Raw genomic sequence first — 19,673 nt, 5'->3', positions numbered from 1 at the left:
TCTGAGATGATGGGTACGTTGCCAAATTATGAGCTAGAGGAGACATGCTATGAAGAAAATGAAAGCAAGAACCAAATGGCTGGTGCCGATTCTCGCCCTGCTGCTGATTCTGTCAGGCTGCCAGACTGTTGGCGGCTTCGATGTCAATAAGGCATTGCTGGGAGATCTGGATGTCAAATCCTCTGAATCAAGCACTACGATGACCCTGAGCGCTGTTCCTGCTGCAGGCATCACCGCAGAGGACCGGGAAGTTGTTGATCTTATTAATTCCTTATCGCTTACGCTCGGCCATGTGAAGGTTCAGGATAACGGCAATGTCTCGGCTACGGGAGTTGTGGGTTACAAGGAGTTCAAGATTCCGTTCTCCCTCTTCACGGACCAGAAGAACCTGGTCTTCACCGCCGAAGGCGCGAAGCAGCCGTTCTACATGCCGCTTCAGAGCAATGACATGCTGCTTGGCCTGGAAGCAACCGATCCAGCCAAGACTTTGGAATTCACCAAGCAGCTCTCGCAGTTTGTGATTAAGAATCTCCCGAATCCGGGTGCAATCACAGTAGCGTCAGTAACGGAATCCGTATACGGCCAGCCAACCAGCTTGACGAAGCTACATACGGAAATTACAGGGGAAGAGCTGCCGGTATTGCTTAAGAGCTTCCTGAGATCAGTGTCTAAGGATACCGAAGGCTTCACTGCTCTGATCAGCGGTCTATATGATTATATGTATCCGCTGATCAAAGACAGAGCTGAAGATCTGAACAGCATCGGTCTGGGCGATATTCCGCTGGAAGACAAAGAAGGAGTAGTCACTGTAGTACATGATGCAGCCAAGCTGGCTGTGGATGCTCTCCTGCTCGTCTATGACAAGCAACTGGAGAACCTCTATGAGACAACTCCTGAACTCAAGACTGTTCTCGGCAAGGATACGAAGCTGACTGCGGATATCTTCGTTGATAGCGGCTTCCATGTCCGCAAACAGAACATCGGCTTCAATCTTGCGCTTCCGGCCAGTGAAGATCTGCCGCTGCAGAGCATCAATATGAAGCTGGTGTCCGAGACCTGGAATGTGAATGGTCCGGTAACGGCTGATCCGATCAGTACGACAGGCGCGATTGATTACTCCAAGGGAGATCTTACTCCAGGGGAGACGCTGAGAAGCTTCGATCCAAATTCTTCAATTTATAAGCTGCTCAAAGAGGAGATGGCACTTACTTCCAAGAGCCTGATGATCGCACCGGACGACGATTATTATTATCCGGTTGTGAAGAATGGAACTACCTATGTACCGCTGCGCTATGTCGCAGAGGATCTGGACGCTAAGGTAGAGTGGGATGGAGCTACCCGGTCGATCAAGGTGACTGACGATGTATACGGCGATCAGCTCGTATTCAAAATCGGTTCCGCGCAGGCGCAAATTGCCGGCAAGACCGTGAAGCTTCCATTAGCAGTATTCGTAGATGAGTACGGAGATGCTAATGTGCCGCTGCGTGTATTGGCCGAAGGCCTGCATGCTACGGTTGAAGTGGATGATGACGGCTATATCTGGATCGAACGTCCGTAAGTATTACAGTTATAGTCAAACAACCGGGACCCCTGAGCAATCAGGCGGTTCCGGTTTTTTTGATAGATAAGAATTTATATGTTTTGGGGTCCCCGCAAAGTACCTGAGTTATCATCGAAGCTAAATCCCCACTTTGTGGGGTTATTTTGTGCTGGAGGTACCGGGTGCCACCTTGACAATATAGGTTTACTGCAATAGACTTAGTATCATTAGGTCTACTGTAATAAACTTATAAGGAGTGAACAGGATGGAGCCATACAAATTATATGATGCCGAATATAAATTCGCTTGCCTGATCTGGGATCATGAGCCGATTAATTCTACAGAGCTGGTGAAGCTGAGTCTCGCGGTACTGGGCTGGAAGAAGTCCACAACCTATACCGTGTTAAGAAAGCTATGTGAGCGGGGAATTCTCAGGAACGAGGGGGCTATGGTTACCGCCATCATCCCGAAGTCGGAAGCACAGCGGCATGAGAGCCAGACGGTAGTGGACAAAGCCTTTGGCGGGTCGTTGCCGCAGTTTTTGACTGCTTTTCTCGGAGATAAGAAATTGTCTGCGCAGGAAGCGGCGGAGCTGAAGAAGATTATCGAGGAGGCCTCCCAATGACGGACCTGTGGATCAGCATGCTGAACATGAGTATTACTGCCAGCTATGTTGCCGCCGCCGTAATGCTGGCCAGAGTCCTGCTGCGGCGCGCCCCCAAGATCTTCTCCTATATGCTGTGGTCCGCAGTAATGATCAGGCTGATCCTGCCTGTCAGCTTCACTTCAAGCTTCAGTATCCTGAGGCTGGCAGGGCCTGCAGGCTCGTCCGGCACAGGGCAGCTGCAGTTCGTTCCGAAGAATATAGGGATGCAAGCGCAGCCTGCATTGAACACCGGAACAGATTCAGCGGGAAGCCTGTGGAACAGTCTGCTTCCGTCTGCTGCACCGGCAGCAAGCGTCAATCCGGTGCAGATCCTCCTGTGGGCCGGCAGTATGATCTGGCTGACAGGTGTCATAGTGCTGCTGCTGTACAGCGTGTTCTCTTATGTGAGAGTCATGCGCAGTGTCCGTACAGCTACCCTTGTGAAGGGGCATGTCTTCGAGACGGACCAGATCATGACCCCGTTCGTATCCGGCTTCTTGAAGCCAAGGATCTACATCCCGGCTGGAATGAGCGGACAGGAGCTGTCCTATATCCTGCTGCATGAGCAGACTCATATTAACCGGCGGGATTACCTGATCAAGCCGCTGATGTTCCTGCTGGTCATTCTCCATTGGTTCAATCCGCTGATGTGGCTGTCTTTTGTGCTCATGAGCAAGGATATGGAGATGTCCTGCGATGAAGCTGTGATCCGGAAGCTGGGTCCGCAGGTTAAAAGCAGCTACTCAGGCTCCCTGCTTGGCTTCTCAGCCCGCCGGAGCGGTCTTATGACCGGCAGCCCGCTGGCTTTTGGCGAGAGCAGCGTAAAGGCAAGGATCAAGCATATTCTCGCGTACCGTCAGCCCACCCCGGGGAGCGCGGCCGCTTTTACCCTCGTCCTTGTAGTCTTGCTGATTGGATGTACCGCTAATCCCAAGCCTGTGGAGCGTCCGCAGCAGCAGCTATATTCGGGTTATACGGTGGATCAGCTGCTGAAGAGCAAAACAAATTATATTGGCGACGTCAGCAAAGTCACAGCGCTGCTTGGTGCAATGCCGCTGCAGGAAGGACTGGAGAGGGCAGGCATTGAGCTGACAACCGGCTCCCGCCCGTATGCATTAACCATCAATTATAAAGTAAACGATATTACCGGAATGTGGAACGATGAGCTTAAGGCAGTAAGCCGCGACCCTCTCCTGAAGAATTCGGTCCTGCTGTTAACCCTGATCGATAATGCAGATATCATTCATTACTCGCTTGCGGATGAAGGGATAAGTTACAGCTTCACATTTACCAGAGAAGAGGTGGATAAGCTGCTGGGCGGGGATGTCCGCCCGTATGGAGCAGATGAAGCTGGCCTACGTAAGCTGATCGACCGGCTGGATAGTGTCAAGCTTGCACATTAGATGACGCTCTTTACACAACATTTACGGAACACTGCTGCACCTTTTATCCAATGCTTGAACGCGGATGATAATCTGGAATGAGATATACATTCTAGGGTCAAGGGAGCAATAGGTATGCAAGCAGAGAAGCAGGCGGTGCCGGGAGAACATCGGGAGGGGAAGGCTGGGGGGTTACTTGAGATCCTGCTTGTATCGGCCAGACTGGGTCTTACCTCCTTCGGCGGACCGGCCGCCCATCTGGGTTATTTCCACAATGAATATATCCGCCGCCGGAAATGGATCGATGAACGAAGCTATGCGGATCTGGTTGCGCTCTGCCAGTTCCTTCCCGGTCCGGCGAGCAGTCAGGTGGGGATTGGTATCGGAATGGTACGGGCAGGCTGGCTGGGCGGGTTGGCCGCTTGGCTGGGCTTCACTTTGCCCTCTGTCCTGGTGCTGGTCGCATTTGCCTTCCTGCTGCAGGGCTATGATATTGCCGGTGCTGGCTGGATTCACGGACTGAAGATCGTAGCTGTAGCGATTGTTGCCCAGGCCATCCTTGGCATGGGGCAGAAGCTGACCCCGGACCGGGAAAGAGTCACCATCGCGGCTATAGCGGCAGCTGTTACATTATCATGGCAGACCGGCTACAGTCAGATTCTAACGATTGCTGCAGCGGGCATAGCCGGGTTATGGCTGTATCGCCACAGTTCTGCGGAGAACCTGACGAATCTTACGGTCCCTATTCACCGGTTGTCTGGTACCGTTTGTTTAGCATTGTTCGGCTTACTCCTGATCGTACTCCCGTTTCTTAGAGGGACGGCTGAGGCGGGAGGAGTCGCGATATTTGACAGCTTTTATCGTTCCGGTGCTTTGGTGTTCGGCGGCGGACATGTTGTGCTTCCGCTGCTGGAACAAGAAGTCGTTCCTACCGGCTGGGTGAGCCAAGCCGACTTCCTGGCGGGATACGGGGCCACGCAGGCTGTACCGGGTCCGTTGTTCACTTTTGCAGCCTATCTTGGAGCAATGACCGCCGGTGTGCCCGGGGCCATCGTGGCCACGCTCGCTATTTTCCTGCCAGCCTTTCTGCTGGTTGCAGGCGCATTGCCTTTTTGGAACAGCTTAAGAAGGAGTCCCCGGATTCAAGGAGCCTTAACCGGAATCAATGCCGCTGTGGTCGGCATCCTGCTTGCCGCCTGGTACGATCCCCTGTGGACGACAGCCATCCTCGCACCGCTGGACTTTGCCTTGGCTATCATTCTGTTCGTAATGCTGGTCTTCTGGAAGCTGCCGCCTTGGTTGGTTGTGGTGGCCGGTGCGGCGGGTGGAATGGTGATCGGGTGGTGACATAACCTATAACTTATGGTACGCACTATATTGAACTGGCCATTGCTTAATTGCAAGGTCAGTTTTTTTGGTATACAGCCAGGTTCATCATCCATTCGTAACATTGTAAGCCCATAGATCATGTGATAAAATAATAATAGGAATTATTGAAATAGGTAACCTAAATCAAAAAAGAGAGGACAAATCAAATTGACTCAAAATGATCTAAAAATAGGTCTCTCCAATAAAGAAGGTCAATTAGGGTTCATGTCTGCACGAGGAGGTCCCCGGGAGGGAGCAGGCCGCAAGAACATAGGTGTAACGAAAAAAGTCTCGGTAACCTTAACTAGTGAGCTTTGGGAGAAGGTCGAACAGCATTGTGCGGAGCATAAATTGTCCCGGTCTGAGCTTATCCGATCTCTGATTGAGTCTAGTGATTTGTAATGTAGCTCTGCGAAATAATACGTAAGTCTGATTCTGGGATTGTTACTTTGGAAGTCGACAGATCCGAGAGGCATATTATTATTCCTGGCAGAAATTTAATTGAAGCGGTTAAAATCATGGACGGCGAGGACAGAACGACAGAAGTTGAAGTAACCAACCGTCATGTTAGATTCACTGCTAACCACATTATGGTTCAATCTGCTTTAATTGAGGGGGAGTACCCGTCCCTGCACCATGTGATTCCGCACACTTTTATATCAGAGATTACAAATGGAACAGTTCCTCTGATGAAAGCGGTAGAACGGACGACGGTATTGGCGAGTGAAAGTATTATAAGGTTAGAGACCGCTGCCGACAGACTACTTTTGTTATCCCAAACCGCAGAAATCGGAGATATTGAGGACGAGGTATCTATACTCGAGAAGAACGGGGAGGATTTCACGATCTCGCTAAATGGAAAGTATGTTGCAGACATTCTACATGGTACGAGTAGTGAGTTCATACGCTTGCGATTCACCGGCAAAATGAGCCCGATAGTCATACAACCGTTGAATGATCTTTCTTCAACTTTTTTTCTAATTACTCCAGTGCGAACCGCAAAGTAAGCGTAAGGCATAGTCCTGTTATCCGTAAATTAAAAGCAAAGAGAAGCGGAGGGGGAATTTGGAACTGTAGGAGCGATAGCGACCGCTTTTGTATGCCGATTTTTTTCAAGACCTAATTCAACATAATAACAGAACGCAAAGAAACAGTCTATATTTTTTTCCGGAAATGGAATAGAGTGGAGTAGCCGGCAATACAAGAAGAAGTGGAGTGTGGTTCCTTGAAATTTCATTGTCATCTGGAGGCTGCTGTATTACAGAAGTATGTGGAGAAGGTCTTCGGTACGCGTTATAGCGTCGTTAAGGTCAGCAAGATGCAGGGCGGTGCCCAGAAGGTGGTCTATAAGCTCGACTGCAGCAATGGGTTCTCCTGTATTCTGTACGTGTGGGACCTTAGCATGAATTATTTTCAAGAAGAAATCGTTAATCATAACCTACATGCTGAGTCCTACGGAAGTGATTTATTTGAGAGCAATAACAGGTTCCTGATGGAGCATGCGATCCGCACACCAATACTCTATGATCTGAACAGGGACAGAGACCGGTACGATTTCGATTATGCGCTGGTTGAATATGTAGCCGGACAAGATGCCGGGGGGTATTACAAGCATCCCGACCGCAAGGTTCAGGATAAGGTCTTCCAGCAGGTGGGAGAGATGATCGGCGCCATGCATAGGATTCAGAGCAGAACCTACGGTAAACCGGATCAGACTGCCCCTAACAACATACAATGTCATTTGCATCAATTATACAATGGGATCGAACAGCTAACTTACCCCGCAGAGCATGTGGAAGCAATCCGCAAGAATCAAGGGAAGCTGCTCGACAAGCTATACAATCTGGAGTCCAAAATAGTACCCCGAAACAGCTACGGATTCATTCACGGGGAGCTTGGACCCAATCATGTGATCGTAACGGATCAGCTTGAGCCTTGCCTGATTGATATTGAAGGAGCCGAATTTTATGATATTGAACACGAGCACAGCTTCCTCGAAATGCGTTTTGGGGAGCACTACCGCTATCTGAACGATATTCAGCTCGATGAGAACCGGAAGCTATTCTATAAGTTCCATCATCATCTCTCTTTAATCTCAGGCGGGTTGAAGTTAGTTCACAGAGGCTTCCCTGACCAGCAGCTCGCACAAGGAATTGCCGATCATCATACGGATTGTGCGCTCCAGTTCATAGAAGCATAAGCCTGGAACAAGCCTCTCTTTTGTATCCCGGAAGGGAGGCTTTGTCTTTGCTATTGTGTAGTCAGAACCATCTCCAGCGAGGTATTGCTCACTTCTGCGTGCTCCGCCATACTGCGGATATATCCGGACATGAAGCCGCCCTCCATACTCTCCCACAGCTTGAATCCCGGCATCGCCCGGATCTCCTCCAGCGAATCAGCAGCGTTCCCGGCAAAATACTTCACGTTCAGCTTCGACATCACCTCAGCCATCGACTGCTTCTGCGCTTCTGTGAAGCTGCTCTCCTTAAGCCGGTTCATCGCTTTGTCATATGAGTTCTCTGCGAAGATCTGCTCCGCATACGCTTTGAAATTCAGCAGGTGCGGATCGGTCTTGTGGTTGGCCTGAGCCCAGCCGTCAACATCAACTTGAGCGGTGTGATAGGTCACGGCCCGTGAGGCGGGATCGAAGGTCATTCTGCCATACTGGTGCGGATTCACCGCCATGGCGCTAGTAGCAATATCATAGACAGGCAAGGCCGGATCTATCGAGGCTTCTGGAGGATCGCGGCGGATATCCTGCATATGAATATGCCCGGATAACACCAGATTTAGACCGTTCCGGCGAAAAGCCTTCATCGTCTCCTGGCTGTTATTAAGCTTGAACCCCGATACGGCCATGGAGGTGTGGCTCAGCAGATTATGATGCATCACGGTAATCACAGACGCATGCTCCTGAGCGGCCAGCTTCACATTATCGTCAATCCAGGCAAGGGTGGAGGGCAGAAGGCGGCCGTCGGTCTGCGGAAAATTATATTCTTCGTTATGTGCATACTGCGCACTGTCAAGCATCAGCAGCCAAAGGCCGGGTGCGGCCTTCACCGCATAGCTTAAGCTGTCCGCATCCCGCGAGACCGCCTCGTTATATCCGAAATCGTCATAGATGCGCAGGAAATCCTCTACATTAATATGCTTGGCAACGACCTGCTTGTCACCGTCGAACGATCTGGCCCAGGGGTTGTTGATATCATGGTTACCCGGAGTCACGTAGACGCGGGTTCCCGCAGCCTCCATCCGGTGGAGCTTCGCAGCCAGCTCCTTATGACTGCCCGCTTCCCCGTTATTGGTGAGGTCGCCGCTCAGAATGAGGAAGGCGGGCTTGTTCTGTTCCACATCCCGGACCAGAGCTTCGGTCAGCTCATCACTGTAAGGAAGCATTTTGCCATCGCCGCCTGTGACATAGGTCTGGAAGGCCTGACCGCCGTCCTCCAGGGCTTTGTCCAGATAATGCGTATCGGTGGCGACCCAGAAGGAGACAGGTTCTCCGGGTTCTGTAGCAGGGGTCACAGCCCCGGCTGTCGCTGGAACAGCGTTCAAGGCAGTAGTAGCGGAGTCTTCACACCCGCTGAGGATTAGGAGGGAAGAGAGGAGCGTCATTAAGGTGAGCTTCACCATATGAGTTGTACGCTTATGAAGCGGGACGCGCATAGCTTAACCTTCTTTCTGTATTTTAGCTGAATTATTGTAGCTTATTTATGACCGGGTTGTATATACGATATGTTAGCCGTTGTTTCTAAACCTCTATAATAGCTTATAGAAAATAGTGGAAGGTGCATAATTGAAGGCAATTCAGCGACACTAAGAGCGGATATACAAAATAAAGAGCTGGTACAGGAAAAACTTGTGAACGATGTGTTGTATTCAGACCGGAAAAGTGTTATGATTAAAAAAAGTAAGTTACTTAATTAAATGGAGGTAGTTATTTTATGTCTAAGACTTTTTTTGAAGCGGTGAAAGGCAGACGTTCCATATACGCCATCAGTAAAGAATCCCCAATCTCTGATGAACAAATTCAGAAGATTGTAGAAGAGGCTGTTCTACATAGCCCAACTTCCTTCAACTCGCAAAGCTCCAGAGCTGTAGTATTGCTGGGCGAACAACATGATAAGCTGTGGGATATTACAGCAGAAACTTTGCGTAAGATCGTTCCTACTGAACAATTCGAAGGTACAGCTCAGAAGCTGTCCTCTTTCAAAGCCGGCTACGGCACTGTGCTCTTCTATGAAGATCAGGCAGTGGTGAAGCACCTGCAGGAGAACTTTGCACTGTATGCTGAGAACTTCCCGATCTGGTCCAACCAGTCCTCCGGGATTCTGCAATACGTAGTATGGACTGCCTTCGCCGAAGAAGGTCTGGGAGCCTCCCTTCAGCACTATAACCCGCTGATCGACGATGAAGTGAAGGAGACCTTCGGTATTGCTGCGGACTGGAAGCTGATTGCCCAAATGCCATTCGGTAACATCCTGACTCCTCCAGGCGAGAAGGAATTCCAGCCGATTGAAGAACGCGTGAAGGTAATTAAGTAAGGAAACCCTGCGATAAGCAGTTTAGAACCTCCCTGATCCGGCTAAGTATGAATATAGCCAGATCAAGGAGGTTTTTATAATGCCATGGGATAAAGATAACTACCCGGATTCACTGAAGAACTTCATGGCCCCCGTTCGCAACAAAGCGGTGGAGATCGCCAACGCCCTGCTGGAAGAAGGCTACGAGGAGGGGCGGGCGATAGCTATTGCCACCGAACAGGCCAAAGAGTGGGGCGAGAACCGTGATAAGCAGATCCGCAAAAAAGGGCATTAGCTGCTCAATCTGCACGAACAATAGTTGAGGCATACATCTGAACACAAATAAAGAGGACAGGCGTTCTTTGATATGATCCCCCTATAGTAGACAGAAAAAAGCAAGCCGATTATTCTGTCTACTATGGAGGGGATTTTTTATGGGTGAAATGAGGAAAACGTACGATGAGAAGTTTAAGAAAAAGACAGTAGACCTCTACCTCAAAAAGGGGTTGGGATATAAAAGTGTAGCACTTGAAATGGGGATTAACGATTCCTTGGTTCGCCGATGGGTGAAGCACTTTAAGGTAGAGGGATTAAAGGGTCTTGAAGAAAAAAGAGGGAAGGCGAAAGGACCCGGAATGGGCAGACCCCGAACACGTCCCGAAGATCCAGAGACCAAGATCAAGCGCCTTGAGGCGGAAAATGAAATGCTAAAAAAGCTCTTACAGATGTGAAAGGAGGAATGGACGCTGTCCCAAGCAGCAAAAAGTTTACAGTGATTAAGGAAATGCTTCATAAGAAATACAACCTTACCCTGCTGTGCAACCTGGCTGGGGTATCTAGGAGTGGCTTTTACAAGTGGTTGAATCGACAAACGTTCGTTTCACTGAAGCAACGCGAAGACGAAGCCTTGAAGCTTAAAATCGTCGAATGCTTTGAGAAGCTAAAAGGTATTTATGGATACCGCAGGGTGAAGGTTTGGCTAAAGCGTACCTACGCCATCCACGTGAATCACAAGCGTGTACAGCGACTCATGGGCGAACTAGGACTTCAAGCAGTCATTCGGAGGAAAAGGCCTTATTACGGCAAGAAAGAGGCTTACGTCATCTCTGACAACCATCTGAATAGAGAGTGTACAGCAGACCAGCCGAACCAAAAGTGGGTTACGGATATCACTTATCTAATCTTCAACGGGCAAAGGCTGTATTTGTCTGCGATTAAAGATCTGTTTAACAATGAAATTGTAGCGTACCAGATTAGCCCTAAGAATGATTTAAAACTGGTATTTGATACGGTCAAAAAGGCGAGAAAACGGCGTGATACTGAAGGGGTTCTTTTGCACAGCGACCAAGGATTTCAGTATACTAGCCGCCAATACAGCAGCCTACTGAAGCGATACGGTATAAAGGCCAGTATGTCCCGAAAGGGAAACTGCTGGGACAATGCCTGTATGGAGAACTTCTTTGGTCATTTTAAAGCCGAGTGTTTCTACCTCCACTCCTTCCACTCTGCTAAGCAGGTGAAGCATGCTGTGCAGCAATACATCCATTTTTACAACCATGCACGTTTCCAAACGAAACTAAACAACCTGAGTCCTCATGAATACCGAACTCAGGCTGCTTAAATATTGCTTTTTTATTACTGTCTACTTGACAGGGATCATATCACTTCCGCTTGTCCTCTTTATTGTATCCTTCTACATTGTTATAGCTTGTACTAATACAGTAATCGTTATTTCGTAGCAGGAGCTTCCGTTGCCGCAGCAGGAGCTTCACTGGCTGCCGGAGTAGCGGATGCATCCGGTTTGTCGGTCAACGTATTGGTGATCTTGGCATTCTTGTTCAGATCAGCCAGCCACGTAGCAGACATCTCGGATACCTTCTGTGACATCAGGGTTTTCTTGATTTCTTCCTTCTTCTCAGCAAGTGTATACTCTTTGGCGTCCTTGTGGTCCGTCACCTTAATGATATGGTAGCCGTACTCGGATTTCACTGCGCCGCTGGTTTCGCCAACCTTCAGCTTGAAGGCAGCATCGGAGAATTCAGCAACCATGTCTCCGCGTTTGAAGAAGCCAAGATCGCCGCCTTTGTCCTTCGAGCCGGTGTCAGCAGATTTTTCCTTGGCCAGTGCGGCGAAGTCTCCGCCTTCTTTGAGCTGCTTCACAATGGCGTCGGCTTCTTCCTTGGTCTTCACCAGGATGTGGGAAGCGCGAACTTCCTCTTCCTGATTGTATTTCGCTTTGTTTTCTTCGAAATATTTGGAGATTTCCTCATCGGTAATCTTTACCTTCGGTTCTACCAGCTTGCGGATTTCAACCTGGAGCGGCATTTGCTTCTTCAGGTCCTCGATGGTCATCGAGCTCTGCTGCAAGGCGTTATTCAGAGCTTCCTCGCCGCCGAACTGGGTCTTGAGGTTCTCGATTTCTTCGTTGATGTCGGCATCGGTAACCTTAATGTTGGCTTTCTTGGCTTCCTGGCCCACCAGCGTGGTGGTAATCAGGTTTTGCAGGGTGGATTCCCCGCCGGCTTCAACCAATTTATCATACAGCTGCGCTTTGGTGATGTCTGTTCCGTTCACGGAAGCAACTGCAACTTTGCTGTCATCCTTCTTGAATGGTTGTACAATCAGCACTACGATTAGCGCTGCTGCCAGGACGAGCGATGCAATCATCCAGCCTTTGCCGCCGCCGGATGGAGCAGGTGAGGAAGGAGGAGTACCTCCGCCGCCGACTTTGTTCATCACGGGAACGCTTTCTTCAACTCTTGGAGCTGTTCGTACAGGTTCCTGCGGTACAGGGGCTGTTCCGGCAGGTTCAATAACTTCTTCCGGAGTAATCACAGAAGCGTCGTTCTCTTCCGGCGTAATGCCGTTTTCTAGCTTTTCATTTTCATTGAAATCTTTTTTGTCCATTATAATTAATGACTCCCTTCAATATAGGTGGTGCCTGTCTTTCTACAACTTTACCAGAAAACAGAATTCCAAACCTTAAGAAAGTATAAAAAAGCACAATTACTTTTTAAGATTCCATTAAGAAACAGGTGAAACACAGGAAAAACCGGAGCAGCACGGGTGTCCCCATATGCGCTCCGGCCTGATGAGAGAGACTGTAATGATTCGAATAGAAGAGTACCGAACTGCAAGATGTGTGAGGATAACCTTTCCGGCTTAGGAGCTCAGTCCCTTAAGCAAATGGCGGATGTTCTCCTGCTTACGTCTTGGAACCCGTACAGACTTGGCATAGAGGCCCATCTCACCAAAGTAGATGCAGTCATCCTCGATGGAGCTGATCTTGTTCAGGTTCACGTAGCAGCCCCCGTACACATGATAATAGCTGTTGCTCGACAATAAGCGGTTCAGTTGCTCGGCAGTCATTCTCTTTTTAATATTGTAGTTTCTGCCGTGAAAAATGACCAGGTCATGGTCCCCGACCTTAAAGAACAGAATGTCTGTCTCCACCTCGAAGTCCTCATATACATTTCTGGCTTCCAGCAGGCTGCTCATTCGTGTTCCCCCTTTATTCTTGATTAACAATAATGTTAGCGCTTTCATTATAGCATATTCAGAATGGTTTGAGAAGTCTTATTTTTGAAATGTTTTTTGTCACTTTTTCCGTTGCATTTGTCAATCCTCACGAAAAATTGTAAATTATATAGATGGCTGTTTAACTTGAGGAGGAATTCTAGATGAACGAGAAGACGAAGCTGCTGTTATTTACCGGTTCATATGCCACCGCAGAAGAGAGCGGAATCCAGGTGTTTGCCTTTGACGGTGAAGCCGGAGGCACGCTGGAGCGGCTGGATACCGCAGAAGGCCTGACGAATCCTACGTTCGTCAATGTGGACCCTTCCGGGCGGAAGCTGTATGCCATAGGGGAGAAGCCGAACGGTACGGGCGGTAAGGAAGGGGAGGTTATAACCTTCGCTATCGATCCTGAGACAGGCAAGCTGACCGAATTGCAGCGGATTCAGACTATGCCTTCCGAAGGCAAAGGCCAGAGCACGACCTGTAACATTAACCGGGACGCGAGGAATGAACATCTGGTCGTGTGCAGCTATCACGGGGGATCGGTCGGACTCCTCACGCTGGACAAGGGCGGACTGCCTGTGGCATTGACGGATATCGCTCAGCATACAGGACATGGCGGGACTCCGGGTCAAGACCGTCCCCACCCCCATTCTGCCATCTTCAGCCCTGACGGACGCTACCTGTTCGTCTCTGATCTGGGACTGGATCTGATCCGCAGCTACCGGATAGATGCAGAGGCGAGAACGCTGGAAGCGATTAGAGACACCCCGCTGCATGCCGGGGCTGGACCACGGCATTTCGTATTTCATCCAGACGGGAAGTCCGCTTATGTCATTAATGAGCTGGACAGCACGGTGACATCATTCCTGTATGATGCTGCGGCAGGAACCCTGAAGACGGCTGCTACTGTATCCACACTGCCTGAAGGCTATGAAGCCGGCCGGAACAGCTGTGCAGAGATCACTTTCTCCAAGGATGGCAAATATCTGTACGGCTCGAACCGCGGACATGACAGCATCGTACAGTATGCTGTGAATCCGCAGACGGCCGGGCTGACCCTGGTAGAGCATGTATCCACCAGAGGCGGACATCCCCGTCACTTCACGGTTACACCGGACGGTGCCTATCTGATTGTTGCCAACCGGGACGGCAATAATCTGGTTGTCTTCTCCCTGGACGAAGGCAGCGGCCGCCTGAGCTTCACCGGCAACACAGCTGAGCTGTCGAAGCCGGTGTGCGTGATGCCGGCGGTTTTCCCCGCGTAGGACGGGCTGGCTGACCCTAGGAGACAACGGCAAAAGGAACACCGGGATGCTGCTCCGGTGTTCCTTTTGAGTTCGTGGACTGTTCATTTGTAAGAGCTTAGGTTAGAATGTGCGCCGTGCAGACAGCTTATTTGAGTGAGACGGGCTTCAGCGGCACCACGGTGGAGACTGCCGATTTGAAGAGTACGTTCTGTCTCCCGTCACCCTGACCCTGCAAGGTGATCGTATAAGCGTCATAAGAGGTTACCAGTCCCTGCATTTTGACTCCGTTGGTTGTAAAGATCGTCACAGGCATCTTTGTTGAGATGCACTGGTTCAACAAACGTTCCTGCAATTTTAGACTTTCCACTTGGCAGCACTCCATCTTTAATTAAAATAATTTCTCCAGGCCATTATAACACGGGACAGACCTTCCCAGGAAATGTGTTCATAGTCCTGACAAATAGACAAGGGGGTAGTTATGCTATATTATCATTACTGGTCCCGCGGATTCCGGCGGTTTATATGGTTTTTGCTGGCTTTTATCCTGATCGCATTACTGGTTAAGCTGGGCGGAGCCCAGGGCTTCGACCATGTGGTGATCCGGTTCGTGCAATCGATGGAATCTCCGCCGCTGACGGCGCTGGCCAAAGGCTTATCTCTGGTCGGGTCCTCGAAGCTGGCGATCGGGATCTCTCTGCTGACTATGCTCATCTTGTTCTTCGCGCTGAAGCACCGGCTGGAGCTTGCCTTGTTCCTGTGGGTGGGCCTCGGCTCCCAATTGTTGAACACGCTCTTGAAGCTGTGGTTCCACCGGGAGCGTCCCACCATTCACAGGCTGATTGAGCAGACAGGCTACAGCTTCCCCAGCGGACATTCAATGGCGGCCTTCTCGTTATACGGGGTCATTGCCTACCTGCTGTGGCGGCATATGCACAACCGGAGCGAGCGGTTCCTGCTGATACTGTTCACTGTTCTGATGACCGGGGGAATCGGCTGGAGCCGGATTTATCTGGGGGTGCATTATCCGAGTGATGTGATCGGCGGCTATGCCGCGAGCGGAGCCTGGCTGATGCTGTCGGCGGCCTGCTTCGAGGCTTACCGGAATTACAAAGCGAATCCGCATCACACAAAGAATGCCCGGAAGTAGTAACTCCGGGCATTCGGTGCCTGTTCTCTTGTATACGGTATCCGGAAGGAGGACAGTCTGGCTAGCTTGTCTCCCCCCGGGACGGTGCCGTACAGTTCAGGGGGCCTTCGTTGCAGCAGGCGGCGGTGACGGCTTGCCCTGGTGAAGCTGGGCTACGCGGCCGAGGCTGCGCTTGATTAGCGTCGGCAGGCCCGGCTTTAGCTTCGCCGCGTCTTCCTGCGTCAGCTTCCCTTCCTTGACGAATCCATCCAGCTTCAGGCTGGCGGCATCGCTCAGCTTCTGGACATACTGGTCTTCGCTCCAGCCCTTCTTCTCCTGGGCCAGACCCGTCAGGGTCTTACCCGATTTCAGGCTGGTAATCAGCTCCTCACGGCCCATTCCGAGGAGCTCAGCCGTTTCGCTGATAATGAAATGGCCTCCAGCCCTGAGATTCCGCTCCCCGCTGCGGGGAGGGGTATGCTCTCTGCCGGTATGCGGTGAGGCCGGAGGAGGGGTGGCCGTGCCTTTGGGAAGCTGCTCGCCGAAGGCGGCGGCTGGAGACAGGGCGAGCATCATGGCTGCTGCCCATGCGGTTAGGGTTCGGGTCGTTTTTTTCATGAATACACCTCTTCTGAATGTTGTAGTTACTACCCGGTATAACAGTATTCCCTGAAAGCTGAAAGAATCCTGAAGCCCGGCTTAAGACATACTAAAATTCGCCAGCGCAGTTCATGGGTAATAACAAGATATACATAAAGGATGAACATCCGCAGTAATTATGATAAGCTTCAAGCTCTTGGGAGGGATGGATTTGGCTTTCGGTGCCCGCATACTCAAAACAGGAATGGCCGTAACGCTTGCCCTTTATCTGTCCGTTCTATTCAACTTCGCCTCTCCTGTCGGTGCGGCTATTGCGGCAATCTTTGCTATGCAGCCCTCCATATACAGATCATGGCGGTATTTCCTCGATCAGATCCAGACCAGCACGATGGGGGCGGTGATAGCGCTGCTTGGCGGAATGCTGCTCTCCAATGAACCGATTGCGGTTGGACTGGTATGCATCCTGGTGATTATGATCAGCATGAAAATGAACCGCGCCGACACCATCGGCCTGACGCTGGTCACAGTCATCTCCGTCATGGAGGCTTCCGGCCAGTGGCAGTTCGCGTTAACCCGGTTCCTGCTGACCCTGACCGGGATTTTGTCGGCTTTTATTATCAATATCTCTGTATTTCCGCCCCAGCCGCGCAAGCAGTACATCCAGCAGATCGAGAATGTGTTCACCAGCCTGTCGCTGCTGCTGCGGACGGCGGTGTCGCATGAGATGAAGGAAAGTGTCTTCCGGGATGAGAAGAACGGTCTGGAGGGCTCAATTAAAGCGCTGGCTGACAAGTACGCGTTGTTCGAGGAAGAGCAGAAGCAGCTCCGCCGGGCTAAATACAGCCAGACGAGGCAGATGGTAGTCTACAAAAACCTGCTGAATTCCCTGCAAAAGGGCTATCAGGTGCTTGAGTCAATTGACCGGCATTATTTCCAGGCAGAACGGACGGAGCATACAGATGAGCTGTTCGACCATCATCTGGAGCAGCTGATCAAGTATCATGAATATATCCTGCTGAAATTCGAGGATAAGCTGAAGCCCGGGGCCAATGATTCGGAACCGCTGGCGGAGGACAATGACCGCTTCCTGAAATCCGCCATCAACGGATATGATCCGCAGAAGTCCGGGCAGCTCCGGCTGTCGGTGGTGGCAGCGGCCATCTATGACTACGGCTATCAGCTGGAGCGTCTGGATAAGGTGGCGGACCAAATCCACCGGATGAACGCAGACGACAAGGAAAGTGCAGTGCTGAGCGAGAAAATCTAGAGCACAAGCTGAATATAGCAAAAACTTGTAAAACGACTACAGAGTTGGTAACATTGTTAGTCAACCTTCCGAAGGGGATGAAATGAATTGGATAAACATGATCACGAGTGGCAAAAGGAGCAGGAGCGGGTAAACGGCATCACCAAGCTGCTGTCTACCCATATCCGGCTGCTGTCAGAGGAGCTGGGACTCCACCGCACGGATGTCGTGGATATGCGCAAAGACTTCTGGGAAGAGGTCACAGTGAACTTCAGCAGCCCCGACGACCTGGGGGAGACTTCAACCAGTCTGCGGCAGCAGGCACAGATTCTGAACGAACGCGAACGCCATCATCTGCAATCCAGCAAGGCGCTCAAAAAATATAAAAAGCTGGTGGTCTCGCCCTATTTTGGCCGGATTGATTTCTCGGAGGCGGGGGATGCTGCGGCTGACACTATCTATCTGGGCATCGGTTCGCTAATGGAGGATAACGGGACTTTCCTGATCTACGATTGGCGCGCGCCTATCTCCAGTCTGTATTATGATGGGGCACCGGGACCTGCATCCTATGAGACGCCGGGCGGACAGATTACGGGTACCATGGAGCTGAAGCGCCAATTCGTGATTGATAACGGTGAGATTGAAGTCATGTTCGATACGGGCGTCACCATCGGCGATGAACTGCTTCAGCAGGTGCTGAGCCACAGCGCTGATGACCGGATGAAATCAATCGTAGCCACCATCCAGAAGGAGCAGAATGCAGTCATCCGCAATGACAGAAGCCGGATGCTGGTTGTGCAGGGAGCCGCCGGGAGCGGCAAGACATCAGCGGCGCTCCAGCGGGTAGCCTATCTGCTCTACAAGTACCGCGAGGTGCTTCAGGCAGATCAGATGCTGCTCTTCTCGCCGAACCCCTTGTTCAACAGCTATGTATCCACTGTGCTGCCGGAGCTGGGGGAAGAGAATATGCAGCAGACCACCTTCCAGATGTACCTGGAGCACCGGCTGGGCCAGGAATTTCAGCTGGAGGATGTGTTCAGCCAGACGGAGAGTCTGCTGAATGCCCCGGACGGGGAGGAAGCCCATATCCGCCGGGAAGGCATTGCTTATAAATCATCGGTTGCCTTCCTTAGCGCCATCCGGCAATATGTGAATCTGCTGGAGCATGAAGGCATGCTGTTCAAGCCATTGATGTTCCAAGGGAAGGCCGTTGTCTCTAAGGAAGAGATGGAGCGCCAGTTCTACAGCTATGACCCGGGCATCAAGCTGGCGAACCGGATTGAACTGATGACGGGCTGGCTGCTCAAAAAAATTGCGGCCTTCGGCGCAGAAGAGCGGAGTGCGGCATGGGTAGACGAGCAGATTGAGCTGATGGACAACAGCGATTATCAGCGGGCCTACAACCAGATGCGCCGCAAGGGCGGAGGGCATAACGACAGCTTCGATGATTATGACGCGGAGCGAATTCTGCTCGCTCGCTACGTAGTCAGCCAGCGCCTCAAACCGCTGCGCGGCTGGACCAAGCGCGGACGCTTCGTGGATGTGAAGGCGCTATACAGCCGCTTATTCGAGGGTCGTGAGCTGATAGAGAGCCTGGATACAAGCCAGCCGCTGCCCGAAGCCTGGGATGAGATCTGCGCGCAGACGCTGGCTGCGATCAGGGGCAATGAGCTGGCCTATGAGGATGCGACGCCGTTCCTGTATTTGAAGGAGCTTAGTCAGGGCTTCCGGACGAACACCCTGATCCGTCATGTCATTGTCGATGAGGTGCAGGATTACTCGCCGTTCCAGCTGGAATTCATGCGCCGACTGTTTCCCCGGGCCAAAATGACCGTGCTGGGCGACCTGAACCAGGCGATCTATGCCCAAGGCGAGGTGCTGGGAGATCTGGCCGGGCTGGTGAGCATCTACGGCGAAGAGAACACCGAGGTGATCTCCTTGACCCGCAGCTATCGGTCTACCTATGAGATTGTTGAATTCACGCGGGCGATGATTCCCGGCGGCGAGAAGATCGTACCCTTTAACCGCCGGGGGGAGGAGCCGCTCCTGACGCTGGTGGACAGTGAAGCGGATCTGCTCTCCTCTGTGGAACAGGATGTGCTTAAGCTTCATGCTCAGGGCTATCATTATGTGGCCGTGATCTGCAAGACCGCAGAAGAGAGCGCACAGGTGCACGGTGAACTGGAGAAGCGGCTGCCGGTGCGGCTGGTCACGAAGGAAACACCTAATTTTCAAAAAGGGACGCTGGTGCTTCCGGCCTACCTTGCCAAGGGCGTCGAGTTCGATGCTGTAATCATCTATGACGGTTCCGCTGAGAAATACGGGCGTGAACATGAACGTAAGCTGTTCTATACCGCCTGTACGCGGGCCATGCATCTGCTTCACATCTACAGTCTGGGACAGCCAAGCCCATTCATGCCTGCTGCAGTGCGTGAAACGGTTACGGCTGGTACGCAGGAGAAGTGAGTAATAG

The 19,673-nt window shown here is 51.3% G+C and carries 20 protein-coding genes; 15 read left to right on the top strand and 5 right to left on the bottom strand.

Features of this window, described 5'->3' with window-relative positions:
• Positions 1-49 precede the first annotated feature (49 nt).
• From MKX42_RS19955 to MKX42_RS19925, 7 genes are all read left to right on the top strand, one after another.
• Entirely contained in the window at positions 50-1,558 is a 1,509-nt protein-coding gene (locus MKX42_RS19955) for a copper amine oxidase N-terminal domain-containing protein (RefSeq protein WP_340754024.1), read from the top strand.
• A gap of 247 nt (positions 1,559-1,805) precedes the next feature.
• A complete protein-coding gene (locus tag MKX42_RS19950; protein ID WP_340754023.1) occupies positions 1,806-2,165 on the top strand; it encodes a BlaI/MecI/CopY family transcriptional regulator in 360 nt (119 codons plus the stop codon).
• Entirely contained in the window at positions 2,162-3,589 is a 1,428-nt protein-coding gene (locus MKX42_RS19945; protein WP_340754022.1) for a M56 family metallopeptidase, read from the top strand. Before MKX42_RS19950 ends, MKX42_RS19945 begins: the two co-directional genes overlap by 4 nt.
• 114 nt (positions 3,590-3,703) lie before the next feature.
• The gene (locus tag MKX42_RS19940) at positions 3,704-4,915 is read left to right on the top strand and encodes a chromate transporter (protein WP_340754021.1); all 1,212 of its coding nucleotides are present in this window, start codon (positions 3,704-3,706) and stop codon (positions 4,913-4,915) included.
• 246 nt (positions 4,916-5,161) lie between these two features.
• Complete coding sequence (locus MKX42_RS19935) at positions 5,162-5,338, top strand: ribbon-helix-helix protein, CopG family (RefSeq protein ID WP_340754020.1); 177 nt, start codon at positions 5,162-5,164, stop codon at positions 5,336-5,338.
• A gap of 47 nt (positions 5,339-5,385) precedes the next feature.
• A complete protein-coding gene (locus MKX42_RS19930) occupies positions 5,386-5,943 on the top strand; it encodes a DNA polymerase III subunit beta (RefSeq protein ID WP_340754019.1) in 558 nt (185 codons plus the stop codon).
• A 263-nt stretch (positions 5,944-6,206) separates the two neighbouring features.
• Positions 6,207-7,136, top strand: a complete 930-nt coding sequence (locus tag MKX42_RS19925; protein WP_340757745.1) for a phosphotransferase — start codon at positions 6,207-6,209, stop codon at positions 7,134-7,136.
• Between the two features lie 50 nt (positions 7,137-7,186).
• Here the strand turns inward: MKX42_RS19925 and MKX42_RS19920 are convergent, their stop codons facing one another.
• Positions 7,187-8,602, bottom strand: a complete 1,416-nt coding sequence (locus tag MKX42_RS19920) for a metallophosphoesterase (RefSeq protein ID WP_340754018.1) — start codon at positions 8,600-8,602, stop codon at positions 7,187-7,189.
• A gap of 278 nt (positions 8,603-8,880) precedes the next feature.
• Between MKX42_RS19920 and MKX42_RS19915 the strand changes: the two genes are divergently transcribed.
• From MKX42_RS19915 to MKX42_RS19900, 4 genes are all read left to right on the top strand, one after another.
• On the top strand, positions 8,881-9,480 hold the full coding sequence (locus MKX42_RS19915; RefSeq protein ID WP_036729316.1) for a nitroreductase family protein: 600 nt from the start codon (positions 8,881-8,883) through the stop codon (positions 9,478-9,480).
• 79 nt (positions 9,481-9,559) lie between these two features.
• Positions 9,560-9,754 carry a DUF2188 domain-containing protein gene (locus tag MKX42_RS19910; protein WP_340754017.1) on the top strand — a complete coding sequence of 65 codons (195 nt, stop codon included), beginning with the start codon at positions 9,560-9,562 and terminating at the stop codon, positions 9,752-9,754.
• Between the two features lie 139 nt (positions 9,755-9,893).
• Positions 9,894-10,190: a transposase gene (locus MKX42_RS19905; RefSeq protein WP_340752983.1), complete on the top strand. Its 297-nt coding sequence runs from the start codon at positions 9,894-9,896 to the stop codon at positions 10,188-10,190.
• A gap of 8 nt (positions 10,191-10,198) precedes the next feature.
• Positions 10,199-11,080, top strand: coding sequence for an IS3 family transposase (locus MKX42_RS19900; RefSeq protein WP_340752982.1), 882 nt, complete (start codon positions 10,199-10,201; stop codon positions 11,078-11,080).
• A 107-nt stretch (positions 11,081-11,187) separates the two neighbouring features.
• On the opposite strand, the gene MKX42_RS19895 is transcribed toward MKX42_RS19900, so the two are convergent.
• Positions 11,188-12,366 carry a peptidylprolyl isomerase gene (locus tag MKX42_RS19895; RefSeq protein ID WP_340754016.1) on the bottom strand — a complete coding sequence of 393 codons (1,179 nt, stop codon included), beginning with the start codon at positions 12,364-12,366 and terminating at the stop codon, positions 11,188-11,190.
• A 255-nt stretch (positions 12,367-12,621) separates the two neighbouring features.
• The gene (locus MKX42_RS19890) at positions 12,622-12,957 is read right to left on the bottom strand and encodes a LytTR family transcriptional regulator DNA-binding domain-containing protein (RefSeq protein ID WP_173126417.1); all 336 of its coding nucleotides are present in this window, start codon (positions 12,955-12,957) and stop codon (positions 12,622-12,624) included.
• A 182-nt stretch (positions 12,958-13,139) separates the two neighbouring features.
• Between MKX42_RS19890 and MKX42_RS19885 the strand changes: the two genes are divergently transcribed.
• Complete coding sequence (locus MKX42_RS19885; RefSeq protein WP_340754015.1) at positions 13,140-14,246, top strand: lactonase family protein; 1,107 nt, start codon at positions 13,140-13,142, stop codon at positions 14,244-14,246.
• 127 nt (positions 14,247-14,373) lie between these two features.
• On the opposite strand, the gene hfq is transcribed toward MKX42_RS19885, so the two are convergent.
• A complete protein-coding gene (gene hfq, locus MKX42_RS19880; protein ID WP_051478328.1) occupies positions 14,374-14,595 on the bottom strand; it encodes an RNA chaperone Hfq in 222 nt (73 codons plus the stop codon).
• A 111-nt stretch (positions 14,596-14,706) separates the two neighbouring features.
• Here hfq and MKX42_RS19875 point away from each other — a divergent pair, with 111 nt between their 5' ends.
• On the top strand, positions 14,707-15,375 hold the full coding sequence (locus tag MKX42_RS19875; RefSeq protein WP_340754014.1) for a phosphatase PAP2 family protein: 669 nt from the start codon (positions 14,707-14,709) through the stop codon (positions 15,373-15,375).
• Between the two features lie 96 nt (positions 15,376-15,471).
• Here the strand turns inward: MKX42_RS19875 and MKX42_RS19870 are convergent, their stop codons facing one another.
• On the bottom strand, positions 15,472-15,972 hold the full coding sequence (locus MKX42_RS19870; RefSeq protein ID WP_340754013.1) for a hypothetical protein: 501 nt from the start codon (positions 15,970-15,972) through the stop codon (positions 15,472-15,474).
• A gap of 193 nt (positions 15,973-16,165) precedes the next feature.
• Here MKX42_RS19870 and MKX42_RS19865 point away from each other — a divergent pair, with 193 nt between their 5' ends.
• Together MKX42_RS19865 and helD are read left to right on the top strand one after the other, a co-directional pair.
• Positions 16,166-17,221, top strand: a complete 1,056-nt coding sequence (locus MKX42_RS19865; RefSeq protein WP_340754012.1) for an FUSC family protein — start codon at positions 16,166-16,168, stop codon at positions 17,219-17,221.
• Between the two features lie 87 nt (positions 17,222-17,308).
• Entirely contained in the window at positions 17,309-19,666 is a 2,358-nt protein-coding gene (gene helD / locus MKX42_RS19860; protein ID WP_340754011.1) for an RNA polymerase recycling motor HelD, read from the top strand.
• The last annotated feature ends 7 nt before the right edge of the window (positions 19,667-19,673 follow it).

It is taken from the genome of Paenibacillus sp. FSL R7-0204 (assembly GCF_038002225.1).
Taxonomy (GTDB): Bacteria; Bacillota; Bacilli; order Paenibacillales; family Paenibacillaceae; genus Paenibacillus_AQ.
The sequence above is the reverse complement of the archived record's forward strand: the minus strand, read 5'-3'. Positions and strand labels throughout refer to the sequence as shown.

Bases quoted from the DNA above. Each gene is read 5' to 3' on its own strand.
- MKX42_RS19955 (WP_340754024.1), top strand. From the start codon at position 50: ATGAAGAAAATGAAAGCAAGAACCAAATGGCTGGTGCCGATTCTCGCC.
- MKX42_RS19950 (WP_340754023.1), top strand. From the start codon at position 1,806: ATGGAGCCATACAAATTATATGATGCCGAATATAAATTCGCTTGCCTG.
- MKX42_RS19945 (WP_340754022.1), top strand. From the start codon at position 2,162: ATGACGGACCTGTGGATCAGCATGCTGAACATGAGTATTACTGCCAGC.
- MKX42_RS19940 (WP_340754021.1), top strand. From the start codon at position 3,704: ATGCAAGCAGAGAAGCAGGCGGTGCCGGGAGAACATCGGGAGGGGAAG.
- MKX42_RS19935 (WP_340754020.1), top strand. From the start codon at position 5,162: ATGTCTGCACGAGGAGGTCCCCGGGAGGGAGCAGGCCGCAAGAACATA.
- MKX42_RS19920 (WP_340754018.1), bottom strand. From the start codon at position 8,602: ATGCGCGTCCCGCTTCATAAGCGTACAACTCATATGGTGAAGCTCACC.
- MKX42_RS19915 (WP_036729316.1), top strand. From the start codon at position 8,881: ATGTCTAAGACTTTTTTTGAAGCGGTGAAAGGCAGACGTTCCATATAC.
- MKX42_RS19910 (WP_340754017.1), top strand. From the start codon at position 9,560: ATGCCATGGGATAAAGATAACTACCCGGATTCACTGAAGAACTTCATG.
- MKX42_RS19905 (WP_340752983.1), top strand. From the start codon at position 9,894: ATGGGTGAAATGAGGAAAACGTACGATGAGAAGTTTAAGAAAAAGACA.
- MKX42_RS19900 (WP_340752982.1), top strand. From the start codon at position 10,199: ATGGACGCTGTCCCAAGCAGCAAAAAGTTTACAGTGATTAAGGAAATG.
- MKX42_RS19895 (WP_340754016.1), bottom strand. From the start codon at position 12,366: ATGGACAAAAAAGATTTCAATGAAAATGAAAAGCTAGAAAACGGCATT.
- MKX42_RS19890 (WP_173126417.1), bottom strand. From the start codon at position 12,957: ATGAGCAGCCTGCTGGAAGCCAGAAATGTATATGAGGACTTCGAGGTG.
- MKX42_RS19885 (WP_340754015.1), top strand. From the start codon at position 13,140: ATGAACGAGAAGACGAAGCTGCTGTTATTTACCGGTTCATATGCCACC.
- MKX42_RS19875 (WP_340754014.1), top strand. From the start codon at position 14,707: ATGCTATATTATCATTACTGGTCCCGCGGATTCCGGCGGTTTATATGG.
- MKX42_RS19870 (WP_340754013.1), bottom strand. From the start codon at position 15,972: ATGAAAAAAACGACCCGAACCCTAACCGCATGGGCAGCAGCCATGATG.